Here is a 25,375-nt window from a genome sequence, read left to right as displayed (position 1 = left end):
ATGACTGGAACACTGAGGATTGGAGATCGTCTGAGGAAGGTGGTTGTGGAGCTTCTCTCAACGAGTCTCTTTACAGCAAACTATGTACTGGCCCCACTTGGGGTCGTCTGGGTTGTAGTTAATACTCCCTCCTCGGTTAGAGGAGTAGCCGCTCTTTTAGGTGTTCCAGCCATCTGGATGCTCCCTTCGTTCACTGCTGCTCTGTTGACTGGAGCGATTTACCCGATGCATGGTGAGAATACCAAAAGTGCAGATATTGATTGGGTCTTTGGGATTCTCATTGGTTCAGTCGTATTAACAGCTGTATGGTTCCTCCCGGCTTGGGAGAACAGCTGGACCTCACTTGCAGAAACCCTCGCTCCACTTCGAGTCTCATCAATGTTTGACCGTTTGTGGCTTATGGGTCTCAGTTGGATTGCGTGCATCCCCCTGATGATCTCGACGAGTCTCGGCACTGCTACGGACAATATCAAAGAAAAATCCTCGCCATCAGAGACGGTTCAAACTGATGAACCGGATACGTCTGCTCCCAGGGCCACAAAGCTTGCTAAGCATAAAGCATCTCATCACAGCGACTATTCTAACCAGTTGCGTCCTGCTCTCGATGATCTCGAGTACGATTGGAAACCCGCTCCAAATGTTGGGTATCGGGACGTCGGTGGCCAAGATGAGCTGAAGAAAGAGATCACGCGATCTGTCCTCCGACCACTGACTCGAATCGACGAAGCCTACGAACGATTCAACGTCTCCCCACCGAATGGAATTCTCCTGTACGGCCCACCCGGAACCGGGAAGACGTTATTCGCCCGAGCAATCGCCGGTGAACTCGGCCATCCGTATCTCGAGTTATCTGCGGGCGATATCAAATCTCGGTGGATCAACGAGTCGACCGAGCAGGTCAACCGACTGTTCGACGAAGCCGAGCAGTTCGATCGGTGTGTCATATTTATCGACGAAATCGATGCGCTGCTCGCTGGTCGCGGAAACGACCTCCATCGAGAGCATGCCCAGGTCGTCAACGAGTTCCTCGCGCACCTGGACGACGAAGAGCCGAATTTCCTTGTGATTGCAGCGACGAACCGAGCTGACCTCCTCGACGAGGCTGCCAGACGCCGAGGACGGTTCGACCAGCAGTACGAAATCGGCCTCCCTGACCACGACGCTCGTGGGGCAATCTTCCGCGTCCGACTCCGCGAACTTCCGACTGCCCTCGACGAGGACGACTACCACGAGCTAGCCGACCGCTCAGACGGGCTCAGTTGTGCTGACATCGTGGGGATTGTCGACGACGCCGCAATGCACGCTGCCGAGCGTGATGCAGAGGCAATCACGCTCAGGGAACTTCACGAGTCGTTCCCCGATGCATCAGACAAAAGTACCTAACAAATGCTGAATAGTACGAGAGAACACCCCCACTGGGGAAACAATTAACTATCTATCTCAGTAAGGAAATAATCACATGGAGACCTTCCCCATCGCAGGTCAGATCATCAACATGAAGTTGATCTTCGGTCTCACTGCCCGCGAAGCTGGCGAGGTCCTCATCATCCCATTTCTCGCCCTCGGCATCGCCCAGAGCCTCGGGTTCACCGGCACACTCTTCCTGATTGCTGGCGGCATCGGTCTCACACTCGGCATCCTCATCCTCCTCGTAGCGCCCGCTGGTCAGCGACCGATCAGCTACGCCCGTGCTGCCGCTGACTACTATCTCTCGTCGAACTCGTACTACAATCGCCGCACTCGACCCGAGGCAGAGACAGCTGTCGTCCAGGACGTCGTCGGCGTCCGGCAGGAGGGACTCGACATCGAGACGATCGAAGCTGAACAGGAGCCCGAATCGAGGTGAACGCATATGGACTCTGCATCCCCCGACGAGACTACTGACGAACCGGTCTCCGACAACGATGGGGAACACGAAGTAGACGGGCCAACGAACGGGAACTCTTCATTCGATAGTTCAACCGGACAATCGGCGACGGGTGTGGCAGCAGACGATTCAACCTCGACTTCGAACTCTAAGGTAGAGAACGGTACCCAGCCGACTGCGGCGACTCGTAACGGAGCGCCGTCGACAGCGCCCAAGTCCGATCTCGAAGTCCTCCGGGCACTCGATAAGTTTCTCGATGACATCGACACTGACCTCCCGACCGCTCGCGAACGAGCTCGGGCTCGCGACCACTTCGACCTTGAGAATTGCCTCGGCGAGTCCACGACCACCCAGGAGAAACTTGGCTTCGAGTACGTTCGTGACGACGGCATCGCCGTCGACGAGAACTGCTACATCGGACTGCTAAAGATCCATCCCCAGAACTGGCTCTCGCTCAGTGACCAGGCGAAACGCGACACGATGAGCGCATACATGTCGTTCCTGATGTCGCTTGAGTCCAGTGTCGCTGTCCCCTGCTATCCGAAAACCTTCGACCTGACCGGTCATCTCGAACGCTTCTACACTGCCGGCGCGAGCATGGCCTCGCGTGGCCAGACGCCCATCCTCCAGTACGGACGCAAGTTCTACATCCAGTGGGCGAACACGAACATCGAAGACGAGGACCTCAAACAGCGCGATTTCTACATCGTCACGCGTGTCGACGCCGGTCAGGTCCACAAGAACCTCGATTCAGGGAGTGTGTTGAGCCAGCTCGGGACGCTTCCGGTCATCGGCAGGATCTGTTCGGGCATTGTCGATCGAACACCACTGGGCAACTCCCACGAGGAGGCTCGAACCGAACTCTGTATCCGCGAAGTCCGGCAGCGACAGCGCCGAATCACGAACAAGCTGGGCCGGACAGACGTGTCCATCGAACGAGTCACCGACCGTCAGGAGACGATGGAGATCCTCTATCACTACTACAACCACGTCGACCCGAAGTTCGAGAAGTTCTCCCACGCGACAAAAACGGAGGGTGAGCACTGATGGCGGGGCGATTCGACCGCCTTCGCTCGTGGCTTCCCGTGGGGAGTAGTGAGCCGAGCATCGACGACATCGACGACGAGACGTTCGACCGCGCTGCGGAGATCCTCGAAGCGAATGGGGACGACCTCACGAAGGAGAACATCCGTGAACAAGCCGAGTATCTGCTCGAGGTCGAGGACGTCGACGAGGGTGAACTCCGGCTCGGCATCGTGCAGGACGAGACCGAACAGTCGCTTGCTGACCGAGATGTCATTGCTCCGCGCCAGCTTCAGGAGGTGTCGAACCTCTTCGAGTCGGGATATATGGTTCGCAATGACCAGTTCGTCCGCATCCTGACTATCCACGGCTATCCCGAGCGCGTTCCCCTCGGGTGGCTCGAGAACCTTTATACGACGAACGACCACGTCCGCGTTACCCAACACATCCAGCCCCGCGATACTGGGTCAGTGCTCCGCAAACTCCAGAAACGCCTCACACAGCTGCGAGCCCGTCTCCACAAGAAACACGAGAAGAACCAGACCAACACCCATGAGGCTGAGGCCGACCGCGACATGGTCAAAGACCTCATCTGGGATATCATCCTCGGGGAGACGAAGCTCTTCGACTTCGCGATCTACATCGAAATCATCGCCGACACCGAGCAGGAACTCGGTGACGCCACCGAACGCGTCGTCGAAACGCTTGGCGCCGCGAATGCCAAAGCCGTCACGCTCGACAAACGCCAGATCGAATCACAGGACGCACTCGCGCCGCTAGGCGACGACCCGATCAAGGCCACCCAACTCATGCAGGAGACTGCTGTCGGGACGATGTTCCCGTTCATCGAGCCCGCTGTGGCTGACCCGGAAGGCGTCTTCTACGGATTCGACGGGACAAACACGCCCGTTTTGCTTGACCGCTACCGGCTCTCATCGTACTCGAAGGCGATTGCCGGAAAGATGGGGTCAGGGAAGACGTTCGCCGAGAAGCATGAGATGTACCATCGCCTGATGATGGATCCCGAGATCGAGATGCTCGTCCTCGATCCACTCGGGGACTTTATCGACTTCGCGAACGACCTCGGTGGACAAGTCATCCGCTTCGGCGGCCAGAACACGGTAAATCCGCTCGAGATTCGCCGTGGCATCGACGACGTCGCTGATGACCCGTTCAAGAAGAAGTTCCGGTCGGTGATGGAGCTGTTCCGCACGCACTTCTCGGCCGTCGCCGACCAGTCGCTGAGCAAGGAACAGGAGGGAATTCTTCGGCGAGCCGTCCGTCTCGCCTATCTCAAGTACGGAATTACCCCCGACCCGGTGACGCACGAAAACACGAGTCCGACGATGCAGGACGTCCTCGACATCCTCCACGCGCTCACGGACGGCGACCAACCGTCGGAGTTCATAGAACTGCACGAGGATGCAAACGAGGAGCGCGTTCGGCCGGAAATCGAACAGCTAGAGCTGCGGTTCAAAGAGGCCGACGAGAAGTACGCCTACCAGCTCCTCCTCGGTCTCGAAGCGTTCCAGCACGGTGGCGAGAACGACAATCTGAACGGGCGAACCAACGTCGAACTCGACAATCGCCTCGTCGTCATCGACATGTCAATGTTCGCCGATACCGGGCAAGCACCGCTGTTTATGCACGTCATGTTCGACTGGATCTACCAGCGTGCCCAGAGCAGTGACCGACGGACACAGGTCACCATCGACGAGGCCCACTACCTCCTACGGCGGGCGGCGACGACGGACATGATCGACCTGTTCATCCGGCACAGCCGCCACTTCAACACGGCGATCACACTCATCTCGCAGACGGTCGACGAGTTCATCGCGAAGTCGGACAAGAAGTCCGAGGAGGCCGTGGAAAAGGCACGGAACGTCTACAACCTCTGTGACATCAAGCAGATCTTCCACCACGAGTCGGTCAGCGACGCCATGATCGACTTCCACGGGCTCACACCCTCCGAGCAGAACTTCATCGCGACCGCCCAGACCGGCGAAGACGGCGGCTACTCGGAGTGTTTACTCGCCGTCAACGACTGGACGAAATCACTCGCGCTCCACGTGAACGACTACGAGATCCACGTCCTCGACGACGATCTCGACCCCTGGGAGTATCTCGTCGACCAGCGGTACATCGACGCGGGCGACGTCAAGTATCTCGCTGGGGAGGGGCGTGTCGACGACTACGACATCCCGGACTCGCTGCTCGATGAGGCCGGTGTCCCGACAGCGCCGCAAGGCCGATGACTGATTCGCGTCACTATATTCGCATCGAGCCCTCGCGGGAACGCGTCGACCCATCGGATATCGTCTCCCGGCTGGCTGGCTTGCGGAAGCTTCGAACGGGGTGGAAAATCAAATACGACCCGCGAAAGAGCCCGCCTACATTCGAGTTCCTCGCACTCACACAGGGCGACGGCGCTCCAGTTCGGTTCTACCTGGGCGTTGATGACGAGGAACTCCTCCCGACTCTCGAATCTGAGTTGCAGACTGCCTATCCAGCGAGCTACGATATCTATGAGGAACCCGTCGGCCTCCGAGCCGAACTCGCCAGTCACGGTCATCGCGATGACGAAAACGACGCAGACGTGAATGCGGAGGGAGGCGAGACGGCACTCGGCGATGGGGGCGATGTCTCACTCTCCGATCGGACGCCACTCGCTGCCCGCTGGAGCGGCATCAGTGAGCGGAGCCGGGACTGGATGACGCCGATCAAGCAGTACTCCCAAGTCCAAGAGGAGGCCACTCGTTCGGGGAACCCAGCGCGAGCCCCACTCGCGACGGCCGTCGAGCGGCTCACCGATGCGACGGCCCCCACCGCATTACAAGTGTTGTTCACCCGGTACAGTAGCTGGCAGAAGCTCGCTGAAGGTCGGAAAAAGCAGATCGAGACCAAACACGATGGCGCCCTCCAATCTGCACGAACCAGTCTCGCCGATATGGTCTACGGTGCCGACCAGGAGCGCATTCGCGATCGTCGACGTGGTCGTGACCCGCCCCACGTCGGTGAGAGTACCCGGCAGACGTCGAGTGCGGCCAGTGGGGAGGTCGCCTCACGACAGGTGCTCATCGACCAGAAAGGCCCCTCACAAACGTTTCTCGTCAACCTCCGCGCTGTCTCCATCCTGCCCGAGGACTCCGATGACATAGAGAGAGCGCAGGCGTCGAACAATATCGAGACGCTGGCGAACGCGTTCAACCACCTCGACGGCTACTTCTATCACCTCGACGGCAGTCGCGTCTCGAAGAGCCTGACGAACATTCGGAACCCAGCTCGGAAGGAGTTGAGCCGACTACTGAATCGGTCGTTCAACCAGTCGTCAATGGGGAAGCGCCGCCCCCAGCTCATTCTGAACGCGGACGAACTCGCGAATTTCGTGGCGGTGCCGAGCGCGCAGACACTGACCACCGAGGGCTCGCGTGGCGCTCGTGGGAAAGAGCGACTCCGTCAACCACTACCGCTGCCCGACCCGGATCTCCTTGAGGAGTTTTCCGGGCCGGGCATGGCGGTCGGGAAGCCCCTCCGAAACCGGAACGAACCGCTGGACGAACCGATTTGTATTCCGCCGGACCTCTTGACGACGAGCTACATTCGGGCGGCGTCGACGGGAAGTGGGAAGTCGACAGCCACGCAGGCCGAGATGCTCTCGCTTCACGAGCACGTCGACGGCCCCACCGTCTTGCTGGAAGGGAAGGGCGATGGGATGGCCGAGCACTATCTCCATGCCCACTACGCCACGAACGGGAACCTGGACGACGTCTACTATTTCAACGCGCCAGATACCCTGCCGGCGGTCTCGTTTTTCGATATCCGCCCCGCACTCGCGATGGGACGGTCGCGTGAGGACGCCGTTCAGGACAAAGTTGAGCACTTCCACGAGATCATGCGGCTCATTCTCGGCGAGGAGCGCCACGAACAGGCGTACGTCGCCAACGAGATCCTCACCTTCCTTATCAAGGCGCTGTTCGACCGGGAGTACGGCCAGGACGCGTTCAGTCTCGAAGATCTAATTCAGGTCGTGTTCCGGATGAGTCGGGACCGAACGCTTCCCGAGCTCTGTGAGGCGAACTCGCATATCGAGCAGTCACTCGTCCAGAAGTGCCAGGTCGACGACCACCAGTTCCAGCAGACGATGGGGGCCGCGGCGAACCGCCTCGACAAACTCGTCGAACACGAGCACCTCTACCAGATGTTCACTCACGTCCCCGAGTGGGACAACGAGGCCGAGGAGTACGTCGGGAACGCCTTCGATTTCCGTGAGTTCGTTAACGACGACGCCGTTATCCTGTTCGACCTCGGTGAGTTCCGGGCTGAATCCCAGCACGCCCTGACGATGATTCTGTTGAGCAATCTCTGGGACGCTGTCCAGGGTCGCCGCGGAAGGGGCCGGTCGCTGACCGGGGATGTCAACGACGACGAGGATGCCGACGATACGATTGTGAATATGATCATCGAGGAGGCGGCCCCAGTCGCGACGTCCTCGCTGGTCTACGAGCAGTTCATTCCTCAGGGGCGTGCGTTCGGCGTGAGTCTCGGTCTGATCCTCCAGTACCCCGAGCAAGTGGCGCAGTACAGTACGTCCGACCGAGCGTACACGGAGATTCTGAACAACGTCAAGACGAAGCTCATCGGGAATATCGCGACGGATGCGAAGCTCGCCGAGTCGATGGCGCACGAGAACCTCAGCACGTCCGAGTTCCGTAATCGCATCACTCGGTTGCCGGACGGCGAATGGATCGCGCAATTGCCGAGCCCTCGGTTCGGGGAGACGGGCCCGGCACCGTTCTCGCTCGCGTCGCTCCCGATTCCGGAGGGGCACCCAGAGAGCGATGCACCGCTTTCGGGCGACGACCGGCATCTCTTCGAGGAGCAACAGATTCCCCGGGTGATGCGGCGAACGCAGGACGAGTGCAGTTTACCGGGCCGGACGAGTCAATTCACTCGCGAGGAGGTTCGGGAGACGCTCGACGAGGTGGGCGATGATACCGACACAGAAGTAGCACCGTCGAGCGGGAGCACAGCACCCGCTGGGGCCGCCGACGGCGGTAACCCATCTGACACACCGTTCTTCGGCGCGAATGGCGAGAGCGACGACACAGGCGTCTCTGCGAAAGGCGGGAAAGAGAGTACAACGGACGATCCCAGCACCTCATCGAGTGACGAGCGAAATATCGGGAGTGCGCCCATGTTCGGCGCTACTGCAAGCGAGCCGCAGGACCCCGAGGGAGACACTCAGCGCTCGGCTGCGGGACAGGTAGCGTCAGAACACCGTGAGGAGCACAGCGAGGCATCAGAACTACAAACCACGAACGGCGGCGAGGACGCAGAAGATTCGGCGGCAACGGCAGGCGGGGATTCGCCGCCCGAGCACGTGAGCTATGACGCGGACACCGAGTGCTACGTCTGTGACATCTGTAGATCCGAATATACTGCGTCCGAGGAGCGGAAGGCCAGTGCCTGCTGCCAATTCGCGCGCAAAGACGACGTGTTCGTTGCCGCCAAACGCGCTCGCTCCACCGCTTCGTCGTCTGGTGAACTCTTCACTCGACTCGGGACCATCACCGAGCACGCCGAATCGTACGACATCGAGGTGACTATCCAGGACTTCGCATTGCTTGATGACGCTTCTGAGGAGTCCGCCGCCGCTCCGAACAGTGGGTCAGAGCACGCACAAGATTCGGAGGAGAGTCAGAACCCCGATGCGTCACACTCAACCCGTTTCAAGGACGCAACGACGGGCATCCCGGATGAGACGCTCCGCGAGGAAGGCATCACGCGTGATGAAGCCGCCTTCCTCGGTCTCGTGCTGGATGCGATGAACCACCAGGTCGAGGAGTATTCGCTGCTGGAGAGTATGACCGTGTTCAAAGAGCCATTCTCCAATCTCGACCTCGAGACGCTCAAAGAGAAGGAGTTCATCGAAGAACACCGTTCGTTCTGGCAAACGTACTATACGGTCCTCCCCGACGGGCGACGGTTCCTCGATCGGTCACTCGATACCAGCCCAGGTATCGGCGATCTCGGTGAGAAAACGCCACACAAGGCTGCCGTTGTGTTCCTCGAAGCGTGGCTCACCCAACAGGAAGATGTTGCTCGTACGGCCGTCTACCATCAGCATTCGGAGGATGTCGTATTTGACGTTGCGGGGTTCGATGCCGCTGACGAACTCGTCTGGGTAGGTGAAGTCGAAACCCCGAGCAACAATACCAACGCGCTGCTCTCAGATTACGAGAAGCTGGCGACCGTCGACGCGGCTGCTGTCTGGGCGTGTGAAGACAAAGACCTCATTCTGGAGATCATCGAGTCGCTCACAGACTCTGACACAGTCGATATCTCGTTGACGTCCACGCAAACGCGGACGATTAGTTCGCTTCGTGCGGCGATCAACGACTACGACCTGTCGGGGATGAACGCCCTCCATACGTTTCGGAGTCTCAAAACGGAGGTCGACCAAGACCTATGACTGGGGAATGGCGAGAAGCAACTCTCGAGGAACTGCACACCTACTACACAGAAACGTTTCCGAACCAACTTGACGCCCTCCCGTCATTCCTCACAGCCAGTGGCCCGAAGCAGTACGCTATCGCCTTCCGCGAAGCATACCCAATCCGAAAGCAGAACGCTCCCAATCGGTCGTTTATCCGCCGCGATACCTGGCAGACCAGCGACTCCGGCGAACGAACCGTCCAGCAGTTCGGCTCAGTGGACGACCTCGTCGAATTCTTCCAGTACCCAGCACGCTACGACCCCGCTCAAGGGAGTAACTACGCGCTCGCAGACCCGGATCTCCTAGAACGACCAGAACCACGCCCTGACGCAGTCTACTACGCGCTCGATCACTGGGAGCGACCATGGGTCCTCGCGGTCGATATCGACGCGAAGGACATCGCCGCACAGCGCGCTTCCAGTGATTCAAGCGATGGGAAAGCCGACGATGTCGGGACTGAGCAGCTTCGTGCCACAGGTATCCTTGACAGCCCGCCTGAGGCATATCCCTACACGTTCGACGATATCGAGCAGGCCCTTGAGTACGGATTTGCCGTCCGGGACATCTTCGAGGACGACTTCGCGGCCGACGAGACGATGGTCGTCTACTCGGGGCAGGGCTGTCACGTCTACTTGCTCGATGCGGATCGCCAACACCACTACGACGAGCAAAGTCGCGAAGTGATCAACGATCTGCTCCTCGACGAGTACGAGATTCCTATCGATCCGGTCGTCACCGCCGACCGGCGTCGGGTGATGCGGCTGCCGTACTCGATACACGCCGACGTCTCGCGTGTCGTCCAGCCCATCGACGATCCGGGATTCGATTTCCGGACTGAAGCGACGCCCGAGTTCCTCCAATCATGAGCCGAGACACGCCCACAAACGACGAGTACACGGCGTATCGAGTTGCAGCACTCCCACGAGACAAGGGCGAGTTACAGCTCACACAGCTGTTCGAACGCGGGTATCAGCGGTGGACGGTCGATGGCGAGCAGCAAACAGAGAAGATGCTCACAGACATCGAGCGGTTCACTACCGACGCGTTCGCACCGAGCACTCGGGAGGAAGCAGCCGAGCGCCCCTATGTCGACGATCCGGGGGCACTGGCCGTCTTGAGCACTCTTGGCGCGGTCTGTATCATGGACCATCCGAAACTCGAAGATACGCCACCCCGTCATCTCGCGCTCCTCGGTAATCTCCGCGAACTCTACGTCAACAATATCGCCTCACTCGTTCGCGAGTACGATGACTGGTCGCTCCACCAGGAGATCGCCGAAACCCTCTACGCAAAAGATCCCGGCGAGGACGGTGTCCATCCGGGGCGAGTCTGTACGGACATCACCGAACGCCCCAAGTTCGGTAAGGGGTACTACCTCGAGATCCCGCTCGTCGCCGCCTCACGAAAGTGCCTCGCTCGTGCGGATGGGGATGAGAACCAGCAGGGTGAGATCCAGGCCCACATCGCGGACAACCACCTGTACGTTCCTGTCTCGGATTTTATGGAAAAGTACCGCGAGTACGCCGAAGACGCCTTTGGACGCCTGCTCGCGGTCCAAGAGGAGACGCTGACGGCGGAACAGCGGAGCTGGCTCACCGCGAACGAAACGGCGATCACTGACCGCATCGACCGGTTCTTCCAGGCCGGACAGACCCACCGTGTGTGGGAGAACTGGAGTCGGAAGAAGCGTGACCTCCTGACGATCATCAACGCTGTCTCCGCTGCTGACGACGATGTTGCCCAACTCGGTGAGACGCAGACTGCACGCGACCTCTATGAGGCGGTTGAGATATACGAGCCGGAGCGAACATGGGAGCGAAGAGTCTGTGAGTCCATCTCCTCGCCGCGAAGTCTCGGCACAGTTCTCTCGCGGAACCGCGATCACGCGAGTGTCACCGTCGAGAACGCGCGCTTGAATCGGTATACACTCTCCGAATACAGCGACGGTGCACAACCCCTCCACGTCGACAAGCTCGAAAATCTGTTCGAGCTGCCCTGTATGGCGGCGATGGACGAGCGCCTGCAGGAGAAGAAACCCGTCCGGAAGGACCTGTTCAACCTGGTGCGATTGGCGTGGTGGCTTCCCCAGTACCGGGACGCGAGTACGGAGGAATTCATCAGCGACGTGAAAGACTTGTTCTCGCGGTGGCCCTGGTACGACGACGAGGTGACTGAGTACCAGATCCGGTACGAACTCGACAACGACATCGGCGGCGAAATCCCCCTCCCGATGAATTGTGGGAATGATGATATGCAGCGGTACTGCATTGGGCGCGACCAGTGCCCGTACTCGATCTATGGGAGCCTCCCCTTCCCCGACGAGATGTACGAGCAGATCGATGACCAAGGAGCGTCTCCTTCACAGTAACTGACCGAATCGAGCGGACGCGGTCACGTTTGACAGTTCGCGTATCTATCCCTCATCTGTATATCGAGAGCGTTCAGAACTGAGGTTTGCAAATACGAATGAAGGCTTCTCCGTGAGTAATTGAGCAGTCTTAGCGGTTCTGACCCCTCGGTTTTCATTTATCGTCGGAACTTGCGTTCATATAGGATCCGCAACCTTATTCCACCAGTTTCCCGTTTCATCGATATTCAGCGGGTAGCAGCCGTCACACGTTGCATATATCAACGAGAGTTCTGAGACTCGCTTTCAGATAACAAAATACGCCCTCAAACCAGGCTTCCGCTATCCTATGCAATTCTGCAGCCGTCAAATCAGACTTCGTACCTCGAAAACCGTCCAAAGGAAGGGTGGGGTACGAGGTGTGAATCCAGTGTGTTTCGTGAGAGGGATTCAGGGGGACGTTGGAGCGAGGCGTTATCTGTGGAAATATCAGTTTGAGAGGGTACTATACAGTGGCCGGGAGGGGGCGGAGATTGGGAGAGCAGTGAGGGTGGTAGATGTGTGGACAGGCGGGGGAAGTCCCGGGTGGTCACGTCTCTGGTAACAGTATCTACATCTGTTTTAGTTTTTGCATGAATTAACTGAAGGAGAGACACTCTCTCATCATCCGTCCAGGGTGTACTACTGCGTCGTGGTATCCGTGGCTACCCAGTCAGGTGTCCAGTGATAGCTTGATCTCTCCGCGTCTTGCGTCAGTCTGATAGGAGTTCGCAGAAGTGTTCTTTCTGACGCAGCAAATCCTGGACTGATTGAGGTCAACGTAACCGACTCAGAGGGTGTTTTCAGCTGTGCGACACCCGCTCTATACATCTGTCGCTAAACTCGACGGAAGTAACGTCCGAATACACCCCAACAAGTTATTATACGACAATGGACCTACTGTTGAGAATGTCAACAAACAGATTTCAATCTTTGGACGATCTCTACCGTAAACTTCGAGAGAGAGTTGGTGACCGCCATATCCACTACGGGTTCGGGAATCCGAAAGAGCCAACGGTGATGATCGTTTCATATTTTCCTAGCCACTTCCAGGATGTGCCGGATCTCGTACCGGGGATGTCCGCAGCGGAATATCGGCAAGTCTGTCAAGTAGAGCAATGGGAAAAAATAAAGAACTACGACCTTTTCAGGTCGTACTTCGCAAAATTATTTCTCCCATCTGGGGTGACCAACGGGACGTGGAGAGTCCACTCGAGTCGATGGTTGGATGTCGTCTACGAGACGTGTGCATGTAAAACGACAGAGCCAAAAAATGAGATACCCAGCGTCGTCGAAGAACGGTATCTCGATCTACTAGAACCCGAAATTCGACTCGTGGACCCAGACGTGATAGTCACTGCCGGAGAAGTGGCGACCCAGAGTGTGGCTGATGCCCTGCTCGGCGCCGATGCTCCAAGTATCGATAAGATCACTGAGAGAAAATACTGGGATCCCGGGTTGTACAATACCCACCCGACAATGATCCCCACAGTCCACTGGTCGGCCCCAAAGAACAATCCGAATAACTTGGAGCCATACAATCGAAGTCTGGCCAACGCCCGAGATCTTCTCCATCCATATTTTTCGCACGACGACTAATAGCTAGATTCGTTCAATCCTCAATCCATGCCTGTTATTATTAAAAATTTGAATGGTGTTTGTGATTTTGAATTCGACGAGGTAGAGTAGGCTGAATACGCTCGCTGGATCTCTCAACTGCTGGGGAGGATTCGCGCAAAACTATGGATTGCTCCGATCAGCCCTATGAGTACTCCCCCGTGAGGAGGCGTGGTGACCTGTATAGCGTTGTCCGCGCCGGTGAAGGGCGACGGCGCTCAGCGTACCCGGCCTTCAGGACTGAATCCGTCTTGTAGCGGAGGTCGTGGTCCGCTGAGCGTCCTCGGTGAGCGTCGCTTCGGAATCCTCGCTCGTGGCGGCCGTCAGGACGAGGACGTCGACATCCACAGGGAGGTCGAGGTCGAAGCCGGGATAGCCAGCAGCACGACGGGTCGTGAAATCACCGGTGACGAGGATAGTTCGCCGTTTGTCGTCGGCAGTGACCTCGAAGAGGAAGCCCGCAGCACCTCGCGTGTGGCCAGCTGGAACGGGATGAACGCGGAGGCCAGGAACGATCTGCGTCCACTCATCAATCGGTTCCAGCTGTTTGAGCACGCGCTCCGTATTCGAGAGTTCGTAGTGGTCAGCGCCAGCCGCGAAGACGTCCTCGAGGATGGTGGCTGTATCGGTGGATGAGAACCCCCGTCCGTGGCTGATCCTGAACAACGATACTAATCCGTTCGGCGACGAGGAGTACATGACGGTCACGCTGACGACGACACCCCATGATGAGGGTTTCCCTCGACGACGCCGACTGGGTCGAGGGCGGGATGCCACGCCAGAGCTACGCCTCACCGTGGGCAGTAGCGTCGCCGAAGCACACCGCGATTGTCCGACGGCAGGGTCGCCTCAAGGAAATATTCGTCCAAACCGTCGTCGACGAGCTTAAGACCTATCTCGAACCTCCAACGGACACTCCATGAGGATCCCATGCTCGTTCACGAGACAAACGGTGTTGATGCTGCTGGTAACGCCGACGTGATGGGTGGGTGATTCACCATTCGTCTAACCGGTGATTCTCTCTGTCATTCACCTCACCAGCTAGCTCGTCTAACACGCCTTCGGGAACGAACTGCATGAAGTACTCTCTGGGTTGGCCCTCCGCTGTTCCGTGACAGGGCAAACAGACCGTCACCAAATTTGGCAACCGGTGCGCGACCTCCTTACTCTCTGTCCGTTCAAATTCTACCAGAAACCGGTCAATGTGGTGTACAGTCAAATCCCGGTCGAACTCCTCCATGTGTACGTCGCGAGAAAGACCACAGATAACGCACTCTTCGTCATCTCGCTGAATCGCTTCTTCTCGTCGCGTTTCCCAGAGCGGGCCGTACGACGTTTTCCCCAACTCGCCCGGCGACCGATGCCGTGGGGTTTCACCGAACGCTCGTACAGCCTCGTTCCACGAGCCGAACCGATTCGAGTAGACCCCTACCGAATACGACCCCAATTCCGTCATCTCTGGGCCGGAGGGAACGTACCCGAATACATCTTTCAACCGATAGAACTCCTGCTCCAACTCGTCATCCGTCAACTGGTGTGGTTTATTCACATCCAGATTGGCAGCTTGGAGCGCCTCGTTCCAGGTTCCGAACATCGTGATATACAATGATGCCGGGTACTCGCCCAATTGAGAAGCGCCTGAGAATGACGGAGATTGACCTAGCTGCTCTGCAATCGCTTGGAGGTGTTCAATCGCTTCGTCACGTGAGACGTCCGTATTCCGATGTGGACTGAATCCTGCTTCTCGAAGGGCCTCACTCCAGGAATCAAACGCCCGGTAGTACCACCGCGACGGTAAGTGACTGTGCTCCCGCATATCGAATATTTTGGGAACACCTTCCACCATCACAGCAACCGACCTGATCTCCTTCAGTAAATCCTCACGCGTTACCTCTTCGAATCGTGGAACGGGCTCTAGGCCAGCAGCGTCCAACGCCTCCGCCCACGATCCGAACCGGTCGATGTACGGTACGTACGTGAACGCACCGTGTGTCTTTGTGTCGGTTGTGGTCGGGAGTTTGTCGAGACGAGTCGCTAGTGCCCGTAATTCATCCAGCAGTTCCTCTTCTGGAATCCGGTAGCGGTGGTTCGGCTCGAATCCAGACTCGGTTAATGCGGCATTCCATGACCCGAACCGAGACTGATACGTCGACACAGAATAGGCGCCATAGAGGTGTACATCCTCTTGTGTCGGTGTCCGACCCAGTTCAGTCGATAAATCGGTTAGTTCTGCACGAAGTGCGTCTGTCGAGATGTGTTCGACGGGGGCCGGTTCAAGACCTGCTCGGTCAAGTGTTGCACTCCACGACCCGAACGCTCGGTAATACCACCCAATCGGGTAGTCGATCTCCTCCCGCATCTCGGTTCTGGTAGGAGTGTATCCGAGTGACGACGCAACAGACTGTACCTCTGTCAGCAACTCTTCCGGTGTGACATCTTCATACCGAGTCGGTAAGTCGAATCCCGCTTCTGCTAACGCATTTCGCCACGACCCAAATCGTGCTCGATACGTTGCTGGTGTCGGGGCATCGTGCGCCACTAAATCTGCGGTCATTGGTCGACCGCCTCCAACGGCGGTCGAGACATGGTGCAGCTCTTCGAGAAGGTCATCGCGACTGTACTGCCTTGACCGCCGAGGGATCTCCAATTCTGCCTTACGAAGAGCATCGCTCCAGCTTCCAAACGCCCGCGTCACCGTTGAGGTTCCAAACGTTCCATGTTCATCGTAATCCTCTTTTCGAGGGGTGTATCCGAGTGAATCTGCCACCCGTTGAAGGTCCTCGATGAAGTCGGAGTCGGAGAATTCGGTATGTCGATTTGGAGTGAAACCTGCTGCGATAAGTGCCTCGTTCCATGTGCCGAACTGGTCAATGAATGGGCCACGGGAGCAGATCCCGTGTTTCTTCACGTCAGACTCTTTCGGTGTTCGACTTACAATCTCGGCTATTCGACGCAGTTCATCGAGTAACTCTGCTTCGCTGAGACCCCGAACCACATTCTGTTCGAGGCCTGCGAGCTCAAGCGCATTCGACCAAGATCCGAAGCGAAGACTGTAGGTTCGACTGCTGTAGTTACCGTGTCTGCGGAGACGCGTCGTGGTTGCCTTTCCATATTCGTCGTTGAGACGATGGATTTCAGCCAGCAGTTCTTCATCAGAGATCCGATTCCCCATACTGTCTCATCAACAGGACATAGGAAATACCGTCGGGGTGGCTCTACTATATCGATCCATCTCTTTCTGGATTTGCCAGACACCGGAAGGTTACTCTTTGAAAGCCCTCGGCCGCTCGGCATCCCCCGACCCACGCTGTGCCCTTCGTTTCACTCGGTGCTTATGGGGTCGGGGGACGACCGAGGCGGCCTCGCCCTTTCTGAGTCCGCCAGGCCTGTCGATGATCCACCGAACAACGTGGTCGGTCGGACAGGTGTGTACGTAACGGCCCGCCCCGCTCGCCGCTGCCGCCCTCCGCGTCACTCGCGACCGCCCATTCCGGGCGTGTGGGCGCTCTCCGCAATCAGATGTGGTCATCTCTGTTTTAGTGAATGCCGGACCAGCCCAAGCCCCACCGCCCCACCCTCCGCTCCCGGCTTCCCTCCGGTCGGCCGGCAGCCACAACCCTTGTCCCAGTTTGAGGGAGGGCGATCGATGAGGAGCCAGCAAGCTGGTGCGAGCGGTGTGTGTTTGTCTGCCCCCGGAGGGGCGGAGGGCACACTAGAACGTGTCCCTGAGCAACGATGTCCGAGAAACGTACTCTCACAGCCCGTGGCGGGATTTCCACATCTAACTGATGTGAGCGGGGGTCAAGGGACATCGCGCACTCTTTCCGAGCGACAAACCGAGAAATGCTCTTCAGCGGAAGCCTAGTGTCGTTCGAAGCTACGTGCGGTGAAGCAGCCGCTGAATACGATGCCTAGTTAGTTCTAGACGGTGGTACAGGTACTGGTTTAGCCGGGTGCTCATACAGAAATCCCACGAGATTAGATAGGGAACCAACAACTCCTTGATGCCTGGTGTTTTGATTACTGTTTAATGGGTAAGGCCGGGTCGAAACTATCCGCCAAAGAGCGGATAGGATACGAGGTTTTCTTCTTTACCGCAGTCTACGGCCTCTACAACGTCTTCCTTGCACTGCCGCTAACCATCGATACCGTTGTCTTCATAGCTCTTTTCGGCTCGTTGTTTGTCCGTTACCATCTCGTGGTCTCCGATGAAGACTTGGACGAGTCCCGTGCTGCACGAATGACCGGTACCGCCATGTTCGTGGTATCCGTAGCCATTAGCTCTCATCTCGCGTTCAAAGCGTTGAAATCGGCGACAACAGGGTTTGGACCGGGATTGGAGCCGTATCTTGTTCTGCTTGGGGGAGCGGCTTCAGGAGTATTTCTAATCGCCGTATTCAATCATTCCGTGTTCCGCTACGATGAGCAGCGACGGGCGACGTTCAGAGAGAAGGCCGAAGGTGAGGACGGACCGATGAAGTATATCGCTCGAGTATCGTTGTTTCTCGAGCAGCAATCTGAGAGGGGGAACTACGAATTCGATGTGGAGGATTCTGTCGACTTTGAGAAGTCCAGACGTCTGTTTCTGAAAATGCGTGAAGGCAAGATCTCACCGGACGAGCACAACCAGCTGAAGCAGCAATTGAAGAGGCAACGAGATATCACTCCGATCCTGGTCGTAGGGTTTCACACGTTGCTATCAATCATCCTCCTTTTCGCCTTCGTAGCGACGGCAGAACTCTTTACCTCGACAGAGTCGATGGAGATGCTCGGATTCAGCTTTCTGGTTATCGGTGTCTACAATTCGTTTATACTCCTTCATACCCGGTTCGGGTTGCGGAGAGAGATTTCTCGGAAGCTTCGAACGATGCCTGTCGAGCTAGTAACTTGTATTATTGTAGCGTTCGCGGCTGTGTCGAACGCCGATCTGATCCATGGAGCGGCGATACTGGTGGTTATGCCGGCTGCACTGTATCTGACCTCTGGTTGGGGATTCTCATCCAGTAAGAAGCTGTTCCTCATCTTGGCACGGTTCATCGGTGAAAATCCTAGTGAAGAGTACGTCGAGTTGATGAAAGAGGTGATGGACAAGGAGGAAGGGTCAATCTGACTTTTCTGGCAGCAATTATCCCTGTGATTCGGCGTTTCCTCAAACGCCTTCCTATTTCTCCAGCAGTTTGAGGTCGTGTTCCTTGAGTTTCTCCCTGCTTCGATCTGCTTCGTGGCACCTGCTGTTTTTCAGGGGCCAGTATGGGTGAGCCCCGCCATAGGCTCGTGATTCGATGACCTCAAACGACGATGCATTTCACGACTGCGTGTTAGCTCCCGACGCGATCCTTGGAACACACACCTTCGAAGACGTCCTGTTCACCGACGAGACGGAAACCCCGGTGAACGTCCTGACCGGCGAGACACCGGCACATTCGCAAGCAACCGTCGAGGAAGCGAGGGAGTTCGCTGCGAGTATCGACACGGAGACGCCCCAGATCGCGCTTCCGGCTTCCGTCGAGTCGCAGGTCGAAACACAAAGCAAGCCCTACACGCCGGCCGCGTTCTTCCACTTCAAAGCGACAGGCTCGCTCGAACGCCACCGCGCCTACCACACCGCCTACAAGTCGGACGCGTTCGCGGTCGACTTCGAGGCTGACAACGAATCGGGCGACCTGACCATCACTGTCGAACGAGCGGACGAGACCTGAGAATCCTCCGTCACGTCGCGAGCTACTCCGAGGAACTCGCTGAATACCGTGAGCGTGAGGCCCTCCTTTCCGAAGCGGAGGAGGAAGACGAGATTGAAAAACGGCCAGACGACCTCCCAGATGACGCCCCATCGAAGGCGACAATTACGATCAAGGGGATCAACGATAACCGCTACTACTACTGGCAGTGGCGGGACGGCGACAAAATCCGTTCTCAGTACAAAGGTCCCGTCAATCCCGACGAATAGACGAGATTACGCCACAGTCGGATGACCGATGGTTCAGGGAGACACCCCGTCTGCGAAGTGAAAGACGGGAGCTGTTAGCGCTCGGGTCGCGGGGCAGTCTCGTACCGTTCGATGTCGTCGGTCTTCTCCACCCGGTCGTAGATCTCGCGAAGCGTGTCTTGTGCCCGGAGGAGTTTGTGCTCATCGAGGAACTGCCGACCACTCTCACTGATTCCGTAGAACTTGTACGGTAAATCGTTCCTCCGGCGGTCTTCGGGCAGGAGGACTTCCTCAACGATGCCAGCGTCGACGAGCTGCTGGAGGTGCTGACGAATCGTCGTCTGGCTCTTGCTCGGGTTGACGTAGTCGAGTTCCTTCAGCGTCGGCAGTTCCGACGGATGCCCGAGGATGTCCTGGAGGAGCGCGAATCGTGTCTCCTGGGTGACGACGTTGAGCCGCTCCCGAACGGACTCCAAGTCGCTTGGCGGATGATCGGACGTACTCATTACACCACATTTCGTGTAGTGCGTGCAAAAGCGTTTCGCTCAAATGCGAATCGGTCTTTTGCGATACGGTCACCGATGTATTCGCCACATTGAAGCAGGGTACGGGAGAAGTCCCGGGTAGATGAGTGAGGGGCCGGTCACTATCGATGAGCTCGCCGAGAAAGCCGACGAGTATCTACATGATGCCTCACTCACACCGGAAGAATACGAAGCGCTGAAACAGAGTGTTGCGGAGCTCACGCCGATCTTCTCAGCTGAGAATTCGTACTTCGTTCTCGGCAGCTACGGGAAACACGAAATCCGTCGTCTCCAGCTCGTGAAAGATCGCCTCAACCGGCAGCCCGGTGCGTACGCGTTCCTGATGGTCGACATTCGAAGCGAGTGGACGAATACCTACCTCAAGTTCCGACTGCTCGCCGATTACACGGACATCATCGTGGGTGTCGCCGAACACGCCCAGGGCGGATTCCTCGTCGAGCAGGGCTACTTCACAGCCCTCGAGGAGTACTTCACGAAGACCCACGTATTCAAACGCGAGTATGATTCGTTGGATGTGGATACGATCGACACGGGCATCGATATCGAGAACCCGTATAGCGGAATGCAGACTGCGATCTTCGAGATGCTCGACGATGCTGGGCGTCTCTGTCAGTGGTCATCTGAGGACGACCTCGTCGAGTGTACCGAGGCTCTCGTGAGTGATCTGGATTACCCATAGACAGACACGAATCGTTGACATCCTGCGCCTGAAGACGCGGAAACCCCACGCTACCGCACCGCCGAGTTGGGATATTAGGGTTTTCGGCGTTGGAACTGCGTCAGCCGTTCGCGGACAACCGCGCTGATAATCACCTCTTCGTGAAGGAAATCTTCGAACCACAAATCCTCCTCGGGATTGCCATCACGGCGCTATCGCTCCACCTCGTGAATGGCATGCCCCCGACGCAGAGGCCACGCCGGTACTATCGAGCGACAGGCTGAACGGCTCGACTCGCTCGAAACCCGACTCGCGGCCGGAGAGGACGAGCTCGATGAGGCGGAACCGCCAGGGCCCCACGACTCGGCATGCGTCGCCGATCAGCGCAGCCATAGCGTGGCCACCTGTACCGGAGACACCGCCAGCAGCAGTGAGGCAAGCGGTGGTACCGACGAGGACGCTGAGAGTGGCACGACGGACTCGTTCATGGGCCGAGCATGGCGCTTCGTCGGCCAGGACTCGGAGTAACCCCTGCGTATTTCGCGCCCGCGAGCGGCGAGGGCGCACCCTGCGTGCCTTCGTACTCATGGCTAATAACCACACAGCGACCAGCGACACAGCGGCAGAGCCATCGAACCCGTTCGAGAGCGAGCAGGCCCACGAGTGGGTCGGAGAGGCGACAGACGAGCCTCTGAACGCGCAAGCGTCGAGCGAATCGAGTGCGGACGGTTACGAGGACACACTGGGGGGAGACGAGCAACAGCCCCTTGGATACACCCGGTGTCCCGAGTGTAACGCCCGGCAGTTCGTGGCGAGACAGCTCGTCTACGAGACACGCACGTTCGACGAGCACGGCGCGCTCGCGTCGATCGGCGCCAACCTGCGCGGCGAACTCGAGTTCGTCTGTGCGGACTGTGGGACCTGTCTGCGGGAGATGCCCGCCGCTCGGCGGACGTTCTACGACGAGGTCGGCGTCCTCCAGCGGGACCTCCAGACGGCGGTTCGTCGGCAACTCCGGTGCTGGTTCGTCAGTGTCTGCCGGTGGCTCCCAGGAGGACAGTTGTGAGGCGGACATCGTGTGTCTGATCGGCCCCGACGCAAACGGTTTGCTGGCGGGGGCCGTAGCGATGGATATGCCCGAGATCGTCACGACCGAGGACGTCCTCGATGGTGCGCCGCGGCTTGCTGGCCGGCGGGTGAGCGTCCTCCGTATCGTCGATTTCGCCCGGGTGGAGTCGGCGGAGTATGCTGCCGACCAGTTGGATCTCTCGCTCGCTGAGGTCCATACCACGCTCGCGTACTACTATGGGCATCCCGACGAGATGCGGGCGATCCGCCACCGCCAGCAGGCGCTCGACGATCGACTGCGCGAGGAGGCGCTCTCCCCACCAGAGCCGGTCGATCCCTCCGACTCGTGAGTCACTCACCGTCGATTCTCGCCGACGACTCCCCTGTGTGATCGCAGGGGTTCACACTGGAGGACGTCACGTCACTTCGCGACAAACTCCGAAAGTCCCTCTGGACCGAGCAACGCGCCGAGTCGGTCGACCTCTCGATGGAGCACGTCACCAAGTTGGTGCACGATGCGCGGGGCGCTGATGAATGAGAGCGGTTCTCGATACGAACGTCCTCATTTCGAGCGTCATCGCAACCGGCGTCCCCCACGACATCGTCGTCAAGGGATTTCCTAGCGAGTAGCAGATTGTCGTCTCCGTTGCGACGCTCACAGCGTTTCGAGACACCCTGCTCAAATATCCGGAGAAATGTCGCCACATAATCTCTCCGTCAACCGAAACCCAGAAACGTATTTATACGAATGCGGGTTAGTGTAGACACTGATGCTCTCCAAGGCCGGACTCGCCGTCATCGACGCATTGAGTACCGGTCGTGACGCGACGGCAACTGAACTCGCCGAAGAGAGCGGATATTCGCGGGTTCATCTCTATGACGTCCTGGATGAATTGCTGGCGTCAGGGCTCCTCGCCGAGCGCCGCGGTCCGAACAACCAGCGGCGGGTCCACGTGACCGACCATCCAGTCGTCGAAGCATACCGGACTCTCCAGTCGGACCTCGGCCACGTCACCTGGGTTGACCTCCTCTCGCCGTCGACCCTCCGGGTCTGCTGGTACCTCGACGAACCGCGTCGGGTCGCTGAGATTGCAGCGCGGCTGATGATTACGCGACAAGGCGTTCACAAGGCGCTGTCGCCGCTCAAGAATCGAGCGATGCTCTTCCCATCCGGGCCAGAGTACGCGTTGAGTGAGGATCTTTCGCCACTGCTGGCGTTCGCTCGTGCTGTCGTGCGCCACGAACACCGGACACGAGTTCGGGCGGTCGCTCCGAGTGCAACCGTTGAATGGTGTGATCCACAGCGGGCGCTCGTCCGCGTGCAGACGGCTGCGGATACCACCACGTTACGGGAGGACTCCGAGTGGGAACTGACCGGACTCGCTCGGTTCGAAGAGTACGGTCTGCAGTTCTTCCTCGCTGGCGAACCCGCGTTCTGGTATGCCCCTGATGAGGACCTCACCCCTGCTGAGGTGGTGTGTCATACGCTCGTCCTCGATAGCGGGTCCCGCCGCGTCAGCTATGCGATGCTCCTGATCGAGAGCGTCGGCATCGCACAAGAGACGCTCGCTGAGACTGCAACGTGGTACGATCTGGCGCCCGTGATTGATGCGATGTATCGACCACTCCACGGCGAGTTCGACGGTATAGAGGACCTCCCAGTCGTCCTCCCGAGCAAATCGGAATACACGGCGCTCAAAGAGCAGTACGGTGTCTCATGACTGTGTTCTCTGGCGGCGACGCGATCGAAGCGTTTCTCGAACAGTTCGACAGTTGGCTCTCAGAGTCGGTGACGGTGTATCTCCTCGGGGGATCTGCGATGACGATTCAGGGACTGAAAGACCAGACGGAAGATATCGACCTGGCGCTCGGCATCGTGTCTGAGTTTGAGCACGTCTGTGAGGCGCTCCAATCGCAGGGATTCACAATCGTCGACGAGCCGACTGCGGCGTTCGAGGGCGTCGGGACGACCATCGAGCTTCGTGACGCAGCGCGCGGCTTCCAGATTGACCTGTTCGAGCAGCAAATCGTCGGCAAGGTGTGGATTACTGACTCGATGCACGACCGGGCAGCGGAGTTCTGGGCCGGTACGCACGCCACCGCATACATCCTCAGTGATGAGGATATGTTCTTGCTGAAAGCGGTCTCCGGCGGGGACCTCGCGAGTGGCCGTCGACGCGATATCGAAGACATGCGAATATACGCCCAGCGTGGACTGGACTACGACGTAATTCTGAGCGAAATCGAGAACCAGCGACCGTTCAACACCGGCTCAACAGAGGCGCGGCAGATACGTGACCGCTCACATCCACTGTTCACGATCGAGATGGCAGTGACCTCACTATCGGGACTTCCACGCACGTTCACGACTCGTATCGCAGCGTTCGCCACGGAGTTCGAAGTCGAATACACTGTCCTCGGGGCTGTCGACGATGGGAGTAGCGATACCGAGGCAATCCGAGAGCGAGTCCTCGCGAATGTGCGAGCGCTGTCCGACGACCAGGGCGACGTCGTCGACGAAGCGATTGACCGACTCATTGCAAAGGACGTTCTCAAGCGCGATGGGGAGTCAATCCACCTCGATGAGAGGTAAGTGCTGTCTGGTACGTTCATTGGGCAACGTGTTGTTCTGACCGGGCGTCGCGTCTCCGTTCGGATTCGACGTTACCCCACAAAACGCAACGAAATTGCTGCCGTGGAACGACTGGCTGAAGGACCGGTACGTCCGCAAGAGGTGTTTGTCGGCCCCTGAGGGGTGCAGGGGGCACTGCTGAACAATCGAATTGGTGTGCCCGTGACTCGAATGATGACTCAACAACACTCGACAATCGACAGCACCGCCTGTGTCTCGTTTTCGGAGACTGAGGACCGCGCAGACCGGATGAGTGGCGCCATCGACGACTGGCTCGACCAGTTGCGCGAGGGCGTTGACGACGCTGAGACGAACGAACAGTTCCAGCAGTGGTTAGACGTGATGAGCCGGTTTCACGAGTACTCGATGCAGAACCAGCTGCTCATCGCGCTCCAGCGACCCGATGCGACCCGCGTGGCTGGGTTCAACACGTGGCGCGAGGAGTTCGACCGGACGGTCCAGAAGGGCGAGCAGGCCATCTGGATCTGGGCACCGATCATGGCCAAACAGTGCCCTGCGTGTGGAAACAGCCCGTCGTACTGTGCGGACTCGGCGTGTGAAGGAAGCGAGATACCGACTGACGAGTGGGAGCGCGGTGTGGTCGCGTTCAAACCCGTCCCCGTGTTCGACGTCTCCCAGACCGAGGGCGACCCACTGCCCGAGGTGGACATTGCTGCTCATGGGGACGCGTCGACACTCTCCCCGGCGCTGGCGGCCGTTGCACAGGAGCGGGGGTACGACTACTCGCTCGTTCCCGAGGCCGAATGGTCCCATGGATCGGCCAAGGGCGTCTGTGCCCCGATGTCTGACCCACCGGTCATCGAGGTTCTGGAACGCGGAAACACCGCCGACCAGGCCCGGACGACGATCCATGAGTTCGCCCACGCTGAACTCCACGCTGAGCGCTCGGACGATGCGACGTCGACAACGGAAGTCGAAGCCGAGGCGGTCGCGTACGTCGTCGCCCAGTACGTCGGGCTCGACGCCAGTACGTCGGCGTTGTACGTCGCCGCGTGGAGCGACGGGGCTGTCGACACTATCGACGAGCGACTCGGGCGGATTCAGTGGACCGCTCGTGAGCTCATCGAGGCGATCGAGAGGCAGTTCGATGCCTAATCGGAGCGCCACCGACACACTCTTTATCGATTCGCTGTAAT

Annotated in this window: 19 protein-coding genes and 2 pseudogenes; 18 read left to right on the top strand and 3 right to left on the bottom strand. The window is 58.3% G+C overall.

Features of this window, described 5'->3' with window-relative positions; genetic code table 11:
- The 8 genes from MX571_RS20925 to MX571_RS20890 all read left to right on the top strand — a co-directional run bounded on the left by MX571_RS20925 (position 1) and on the right by MX571_RS20890 (position 13,371).
- Positions 1-1,383: an ATP-binding protein gene (locus MX571_RS20925; protein ID WP_247421217.1), complete on the top strand. Its 1,383-nt coding sequence runs from the start codon at positions 1-3 to the stop codon at positions 1,381-1,383.
- A gap of 76 nt (positions 1,384-1,459) precedes the next feature.
- Entirely contained in the window at positions 1,460-1,846 is a 387-nt protein-coding gene (locus MX571_RS20920) for a hypothetical protein (RefSeq protein ID WP_247421215.1), read from the top strand.
- Positions 1,847-1,981: 135 nt separating this feature from the next.
- Entirely contained in the window at positions 1,982-2,914 is a 933-nt protein-coding gene (locus MX571_RS20915) for a TraC-like domain-containing protein (RefSeq protein WP_247421211.1), read from the top strand.
- The gene (locus MX571_RS20910; protein ID WP_247421209.1) at positions 2,914-5,145 is read left to right on the top strand and encodes a VirB4 family type IV secretion system protein; all 2,232 of its coding nucleotides are present in this window, start codon (positions 2,914-2,916) and stop codon (positions 5,143-5,145) included. Before MX571_RS20915 ends, MX571_RS20910 begins: the two co-directional genes overlap by 1 nt.
- Entirely contained in the window at positions 5,142-9,362 is a 4,221-nt protein-coding gene (locus MX571_RS20905) for a hypothetical protein (RefSeq protein WP_247421206.1), read from the top strand. The genes MX571_RS20910 and MX571_RS20905 overlap by 4 nt, the downstream gene beginning before the upstream one ends.
- Positions 9,359-10,252 (top strand): bifunctional DNA primase/polymerase, encoded by an 894-nt coding sequence (locus MX571_RS20900; protein ID WP_247421204.1) that lies wholly within the window; start codon positions 9,359-9,361, stop codon positions 10,250-10,252. Before MX571_RS20905 ends, MX571_RS20900 begins: the two co-directional genes overlap by 4 nt.
- Positions 10,249-11,754: a primase-associated protein gene (locus MX571_RS20895; RefSeq protein ID WP_247421201.1), complete on the top strand. Its 1,506-nt coding sequence runs from the start codon at positions 10,249-10,251 to the stop codon at positions 11,752-11,754. The genes MX571_RS20900 and MX571_RS20895 overlap by 4 nt, the downstream gene beginning before the upstream one ends.
- A gap of 927 nt (positions 11,755-12,681) precedes the next feature.
- Positions 12,682-13,371: a uracil-DNA glycosylase family protein gene (locus MX571_RS20890; RefSeq protein ID WP_247421198.1), complete on the top strand. Its 690-nt coding sequence runs from the start codon at positions 12,682-12,684 to the stop codon at positions 13,369-13,371.
- Between the two features lie 300 nt (positions 13,372-13,671).
- Here the strand turns inward: MX571_RS20890 and MX571_RS20885 are convergent.
- Positions 13,672-14,028: pseudogene (locus MX571_RS20885) on the bottom strand (MBL fold metallo-hydrolase); the annotation flags it as partial.
- An 86-nt stretch (positions 14,029-14,114) separates the two neighbouring features.
- Between MX571_RS20885 and MX571_RS20880 the strand changes: the two are divergent.
- Positions 14,115-14,312 (top strand): hypothetical protein, encoded by a 198-nt coding sequence (locus tag MX571_RS20880; protein ID WP_247421192.1) that lies wholly within the window; start codon positions 14,115-14,117, stop codon positions 14,310-14,312.
- Positions 14,313-14,383: 71 nt separating this feature from the next.
- Here the strand turns inward: MX571_RS20880 and MX571_RS20875 are convergent, their stop codons facing one another.
- A complete protein-coding gene (locus tag MX571_RS20875; protein WP_247421189.1) occupies positions 14,384-16,561 on the bottom strand; it encodes a homing endonuclease associated repeat-containing protein in 2,178 nt (725 codons plus the stop codon).
- Positions 16,562-17,419: 858 nt separating this feature from the next.
- Between MX571_RS20875 and MX571_RS20870 the strand changes: the two genes are divergently transcribed.
- From MX571_RS20870 to MX571_RS20860, 3 genes and pseudogenes are all read left to right on the top strand, one after another.
- The gene (locus MX571_RS20870; RefSeq protein WP_247421186.1) at positions 17,420-18,499 is read left to right on the top strand and encodes a hypothetical protein; all 1,080 of its coding nucleotides are present in this window, start codon (positions 17,420-17,422) and stop codon (positions 18,497-18,499) included.
- 172 nt (positions 18,500-18,671) lie between these two features.
- Entirely contained in the window at positions 18,672-19,088 is a 417-nt protein-coding gene (locus MX571_RS20865; protein WP_247421182.1) for a DUF8025 family protein, read from the top strand.
- 5 nt (positions 19,089-19,093) lie between these two features.
- Positions 19,094-19,336: pseudogene (locus tag MX571_RS20860) on the top strand (DUF6788 family protein); the annotation flags it as partial.
- 74 nt (positions 19,337-19,410) lie between these two features.
- On the opposite strand, the gene MX571_RS20855 reads toward MX571_RS20860, so the two are convergent.
- Complete coding sequence (locus MX571_RS20855) at positions 19,411-19,821, bottom strand: helix-turn-helix domain-containing protein (protein WP_247421180.1); 411 nt, start codon at positions 19,819-19,821, stop codon at positions 19,411-19,413.
- 121 nt (positions 19,822-19,942) lie between these two features.
- Between MX571_RS20855 and MX571_RS20850 the strand changes: the two genes are divergently transcribed.
- From MX571_RS20850 to MX571_RS20825, 6 genes are all read left to right on the top strand, one after another.
- Complete coding sequence (locus tag MX571_RS20850; protein WP_247421177.1) at positions 19,943-20,539, top strand: DUF8170 family protein; 597 nt, start codon at positions 19,943-19,945, stop codon at positions 20,537-20,539.
- A gap of 565 nt (positions 20,540-21,104) precedes the next feature.
- Entirely contained in the window at positions 21,105-21,584 is a 480-nt protein-coding gene (locus tag MX571_RS20845) for a hypothetical protein (protein ID WP_247421173.1), read from the top strand.
- A gap of 67 nt (positions 21,585-21,651) precedes the next feature.
- Entirely contained in the window at positions 21,652-21,936 is a 285-nt protein-coding gene (locus MX571_RS20840; protein WP_247421171.1) for a DUF433 domain-containing protein, read from the top strand.
- A gap of 420 nt (positions 21,937-22,356) precedes the next feature.
- Complete coding sequence (locus MX571_RS20835) at positions 22,357-23,307, top strand: winged helix DNA-binding protein (protein ID WP_247421168.1); 951 nt, start codon at positions 22,357-22,359, stop codon at positions 23,305-23,307.
- A complete protein-coding gene (locus MX571_RS20830) occupies positions 23,304-24,179 on the top strand; it encodes a hypothetical protein (RefSeq protein WP_247421164.1) in 876 nt (291 codons plus the stop codon). Before MX571_RS20835 ends, MX571_RS20830 begins: the two co-directional genes overlap by 4 nt.
- 288 nt (positions 24,180-24,467) lie before the next feature.
- On the top strand, positions 24,468-25,334 hold the full coding sequence (locus tag MX571_RS20825; protein WP_247421145.1) for an ArdC-like ssDNA-binding domain-containing protein: 867 nt from the start codon (positions 24,468-24,470) through the stop codon (positions 25,332-25,334).
- The last annotated feature ends 41 nt before the right edge of the window (positions 25,335-25,375 follow it).

It is taken from the genome of Halomarina salina, from assembly GCF_023074835.1.
GTDB classification, from domain to species: Archaea; Halobacteriota; Halobacteria; order Halobacteriales; family Haloarculaceae; genus Halomarina; species Halomarina salina.
Note: the sequence above shows the minus strand (reverse complement) of the source record. Positions and strands in the feature narration are given on the sequence as shown.

Excerpts from the sequence above, each read along its gene's own strand:
- MX571_RS20925 (WP_247421217.1), top strand. The coding sequence starts at position 1 with ATGACTGGAACACTGAGGATTGGAGATCGTCTGAGGAAGGTGGTTGTG.
- MX571_RS20920 (WP_247421215.1), top strand. The coding sequence starts at position 1,460 with ATGGAGACCTTCCCCATCGCAGGTCAGATCATCAACATGAAGTTGATC.
- MX571_RS20910 (WP_247421209.1), top strand. The coding sequence starts at position 2,914 with ATGGCGGGGCGATTCGACCGCCTTCGCTCGTGGCTTCCCGTGGGGAGT.
- MX571_RS20905 (WP_247421206.1), top strand. The coding sequence starts at position 5,142 with ATGACTGATTCGCGTCACTATATTCGCATCGAGCCCTCGCGGGAACGC.
- MX571_RS20900 (WP_247421204.1), top strand. The coding sequence starts at position 9,359 with ATGACTGGGGAATGGCGAGAAGCAACTCTCGAGGAACTGCACACCTAC.
- MX571_RS20895 (WP_247421201.1), top strand. The coding sequence starts at position 10,249 with ATGAGCCGAGACACGCCCACAAACGACGAGTACACGGCGTATCGAGTT.
- MX571_RS20890 (WP_247421198.1), top strand. The coding sequence starts at position 12,682 with ATGTCAACAAACAGATTTCAATCTTTGGACGATCTCTACCGTAAACTT.
- MX571_RS20880 (WP_247421192.1), top strand. The coding sequence starts at position 14,115 with ATGATGAGGGTTTCCCTCGACGACGCCGACTGGGTCGAGGGCGGGATG.
- MX571_RS20875 (WP_247421189.1), bottom strand. The coding sequence starts at position 16,561 with ATGGGGAATCGGATCTCTGATGAAGAACTGCTGGCTGAAATCCATCGT.
- MX571_RS20870 (WP_247421186.1), top strand. The coding sequence starts at position 17,420 with ATGGGTAAGGCCGGGTCGAAACTATCCGCCAAAGAGCGGATAGGATAC.
- MX571_RS20865 (WP_247421182.1), top strand. The coding sequence starts at position 18,672 with ATGACCTCAAACGACGATGCATTTCACGACTGCGTGTTAGCTCCCGAC.
- MX571_RS20855 (WP_247421180.1), bottom strand. The coding sequence starts at position 19,821 with ATGAGTACGTCCGATCATCCGCCAAGCGACTTGGAGTCCGTTCGGGAG.
- MX571_RS20850 (WP_247421177.1), top strand. The coding sequence starts at position 19,943 with ATGAGTGAGGGGCCGGTCACTATCGATGAGCTCGCCGAGAAAGCCGAC.
- MX571_RS20845 (WP_247421173.1), top strand. The coding sequence starts at position 21,105 with ATGGCTAATAACCACACAGCGACCAGCGACACAGCGGCAGAGCCATCG.
- MX571_RS20840 (WP_247421171.1), top strand. The coding sequence starts at position 21,652 with ATGCCCGAGATCGTCACGACCGAGGACGTCCTCGATGGTGCGCCGCGG.
- MX571_RS20835 (WP_247421168.1), top strand. The coding sequence starts at position 22,357 with ATGCTCTCCAAGGCCGGACTCGCCGTCATCGACGCATTGAGTACCGGT.
- MX571_RS20830 (WP_247421164.1), top strand. The coding sequence starts at position 23,304 with ATGACTGTGTTCTCTGGCGGCGACGCGATCGAAGCGTTTCTCGAACAG.
- MX571_RS20825 (WP_247421145.1), top strand. The coding sequence starts at position 24,468 with ATGAGTGGCGCCATCGACGACTGGCTCGACCAGTTGCGCGAGGGCGTT.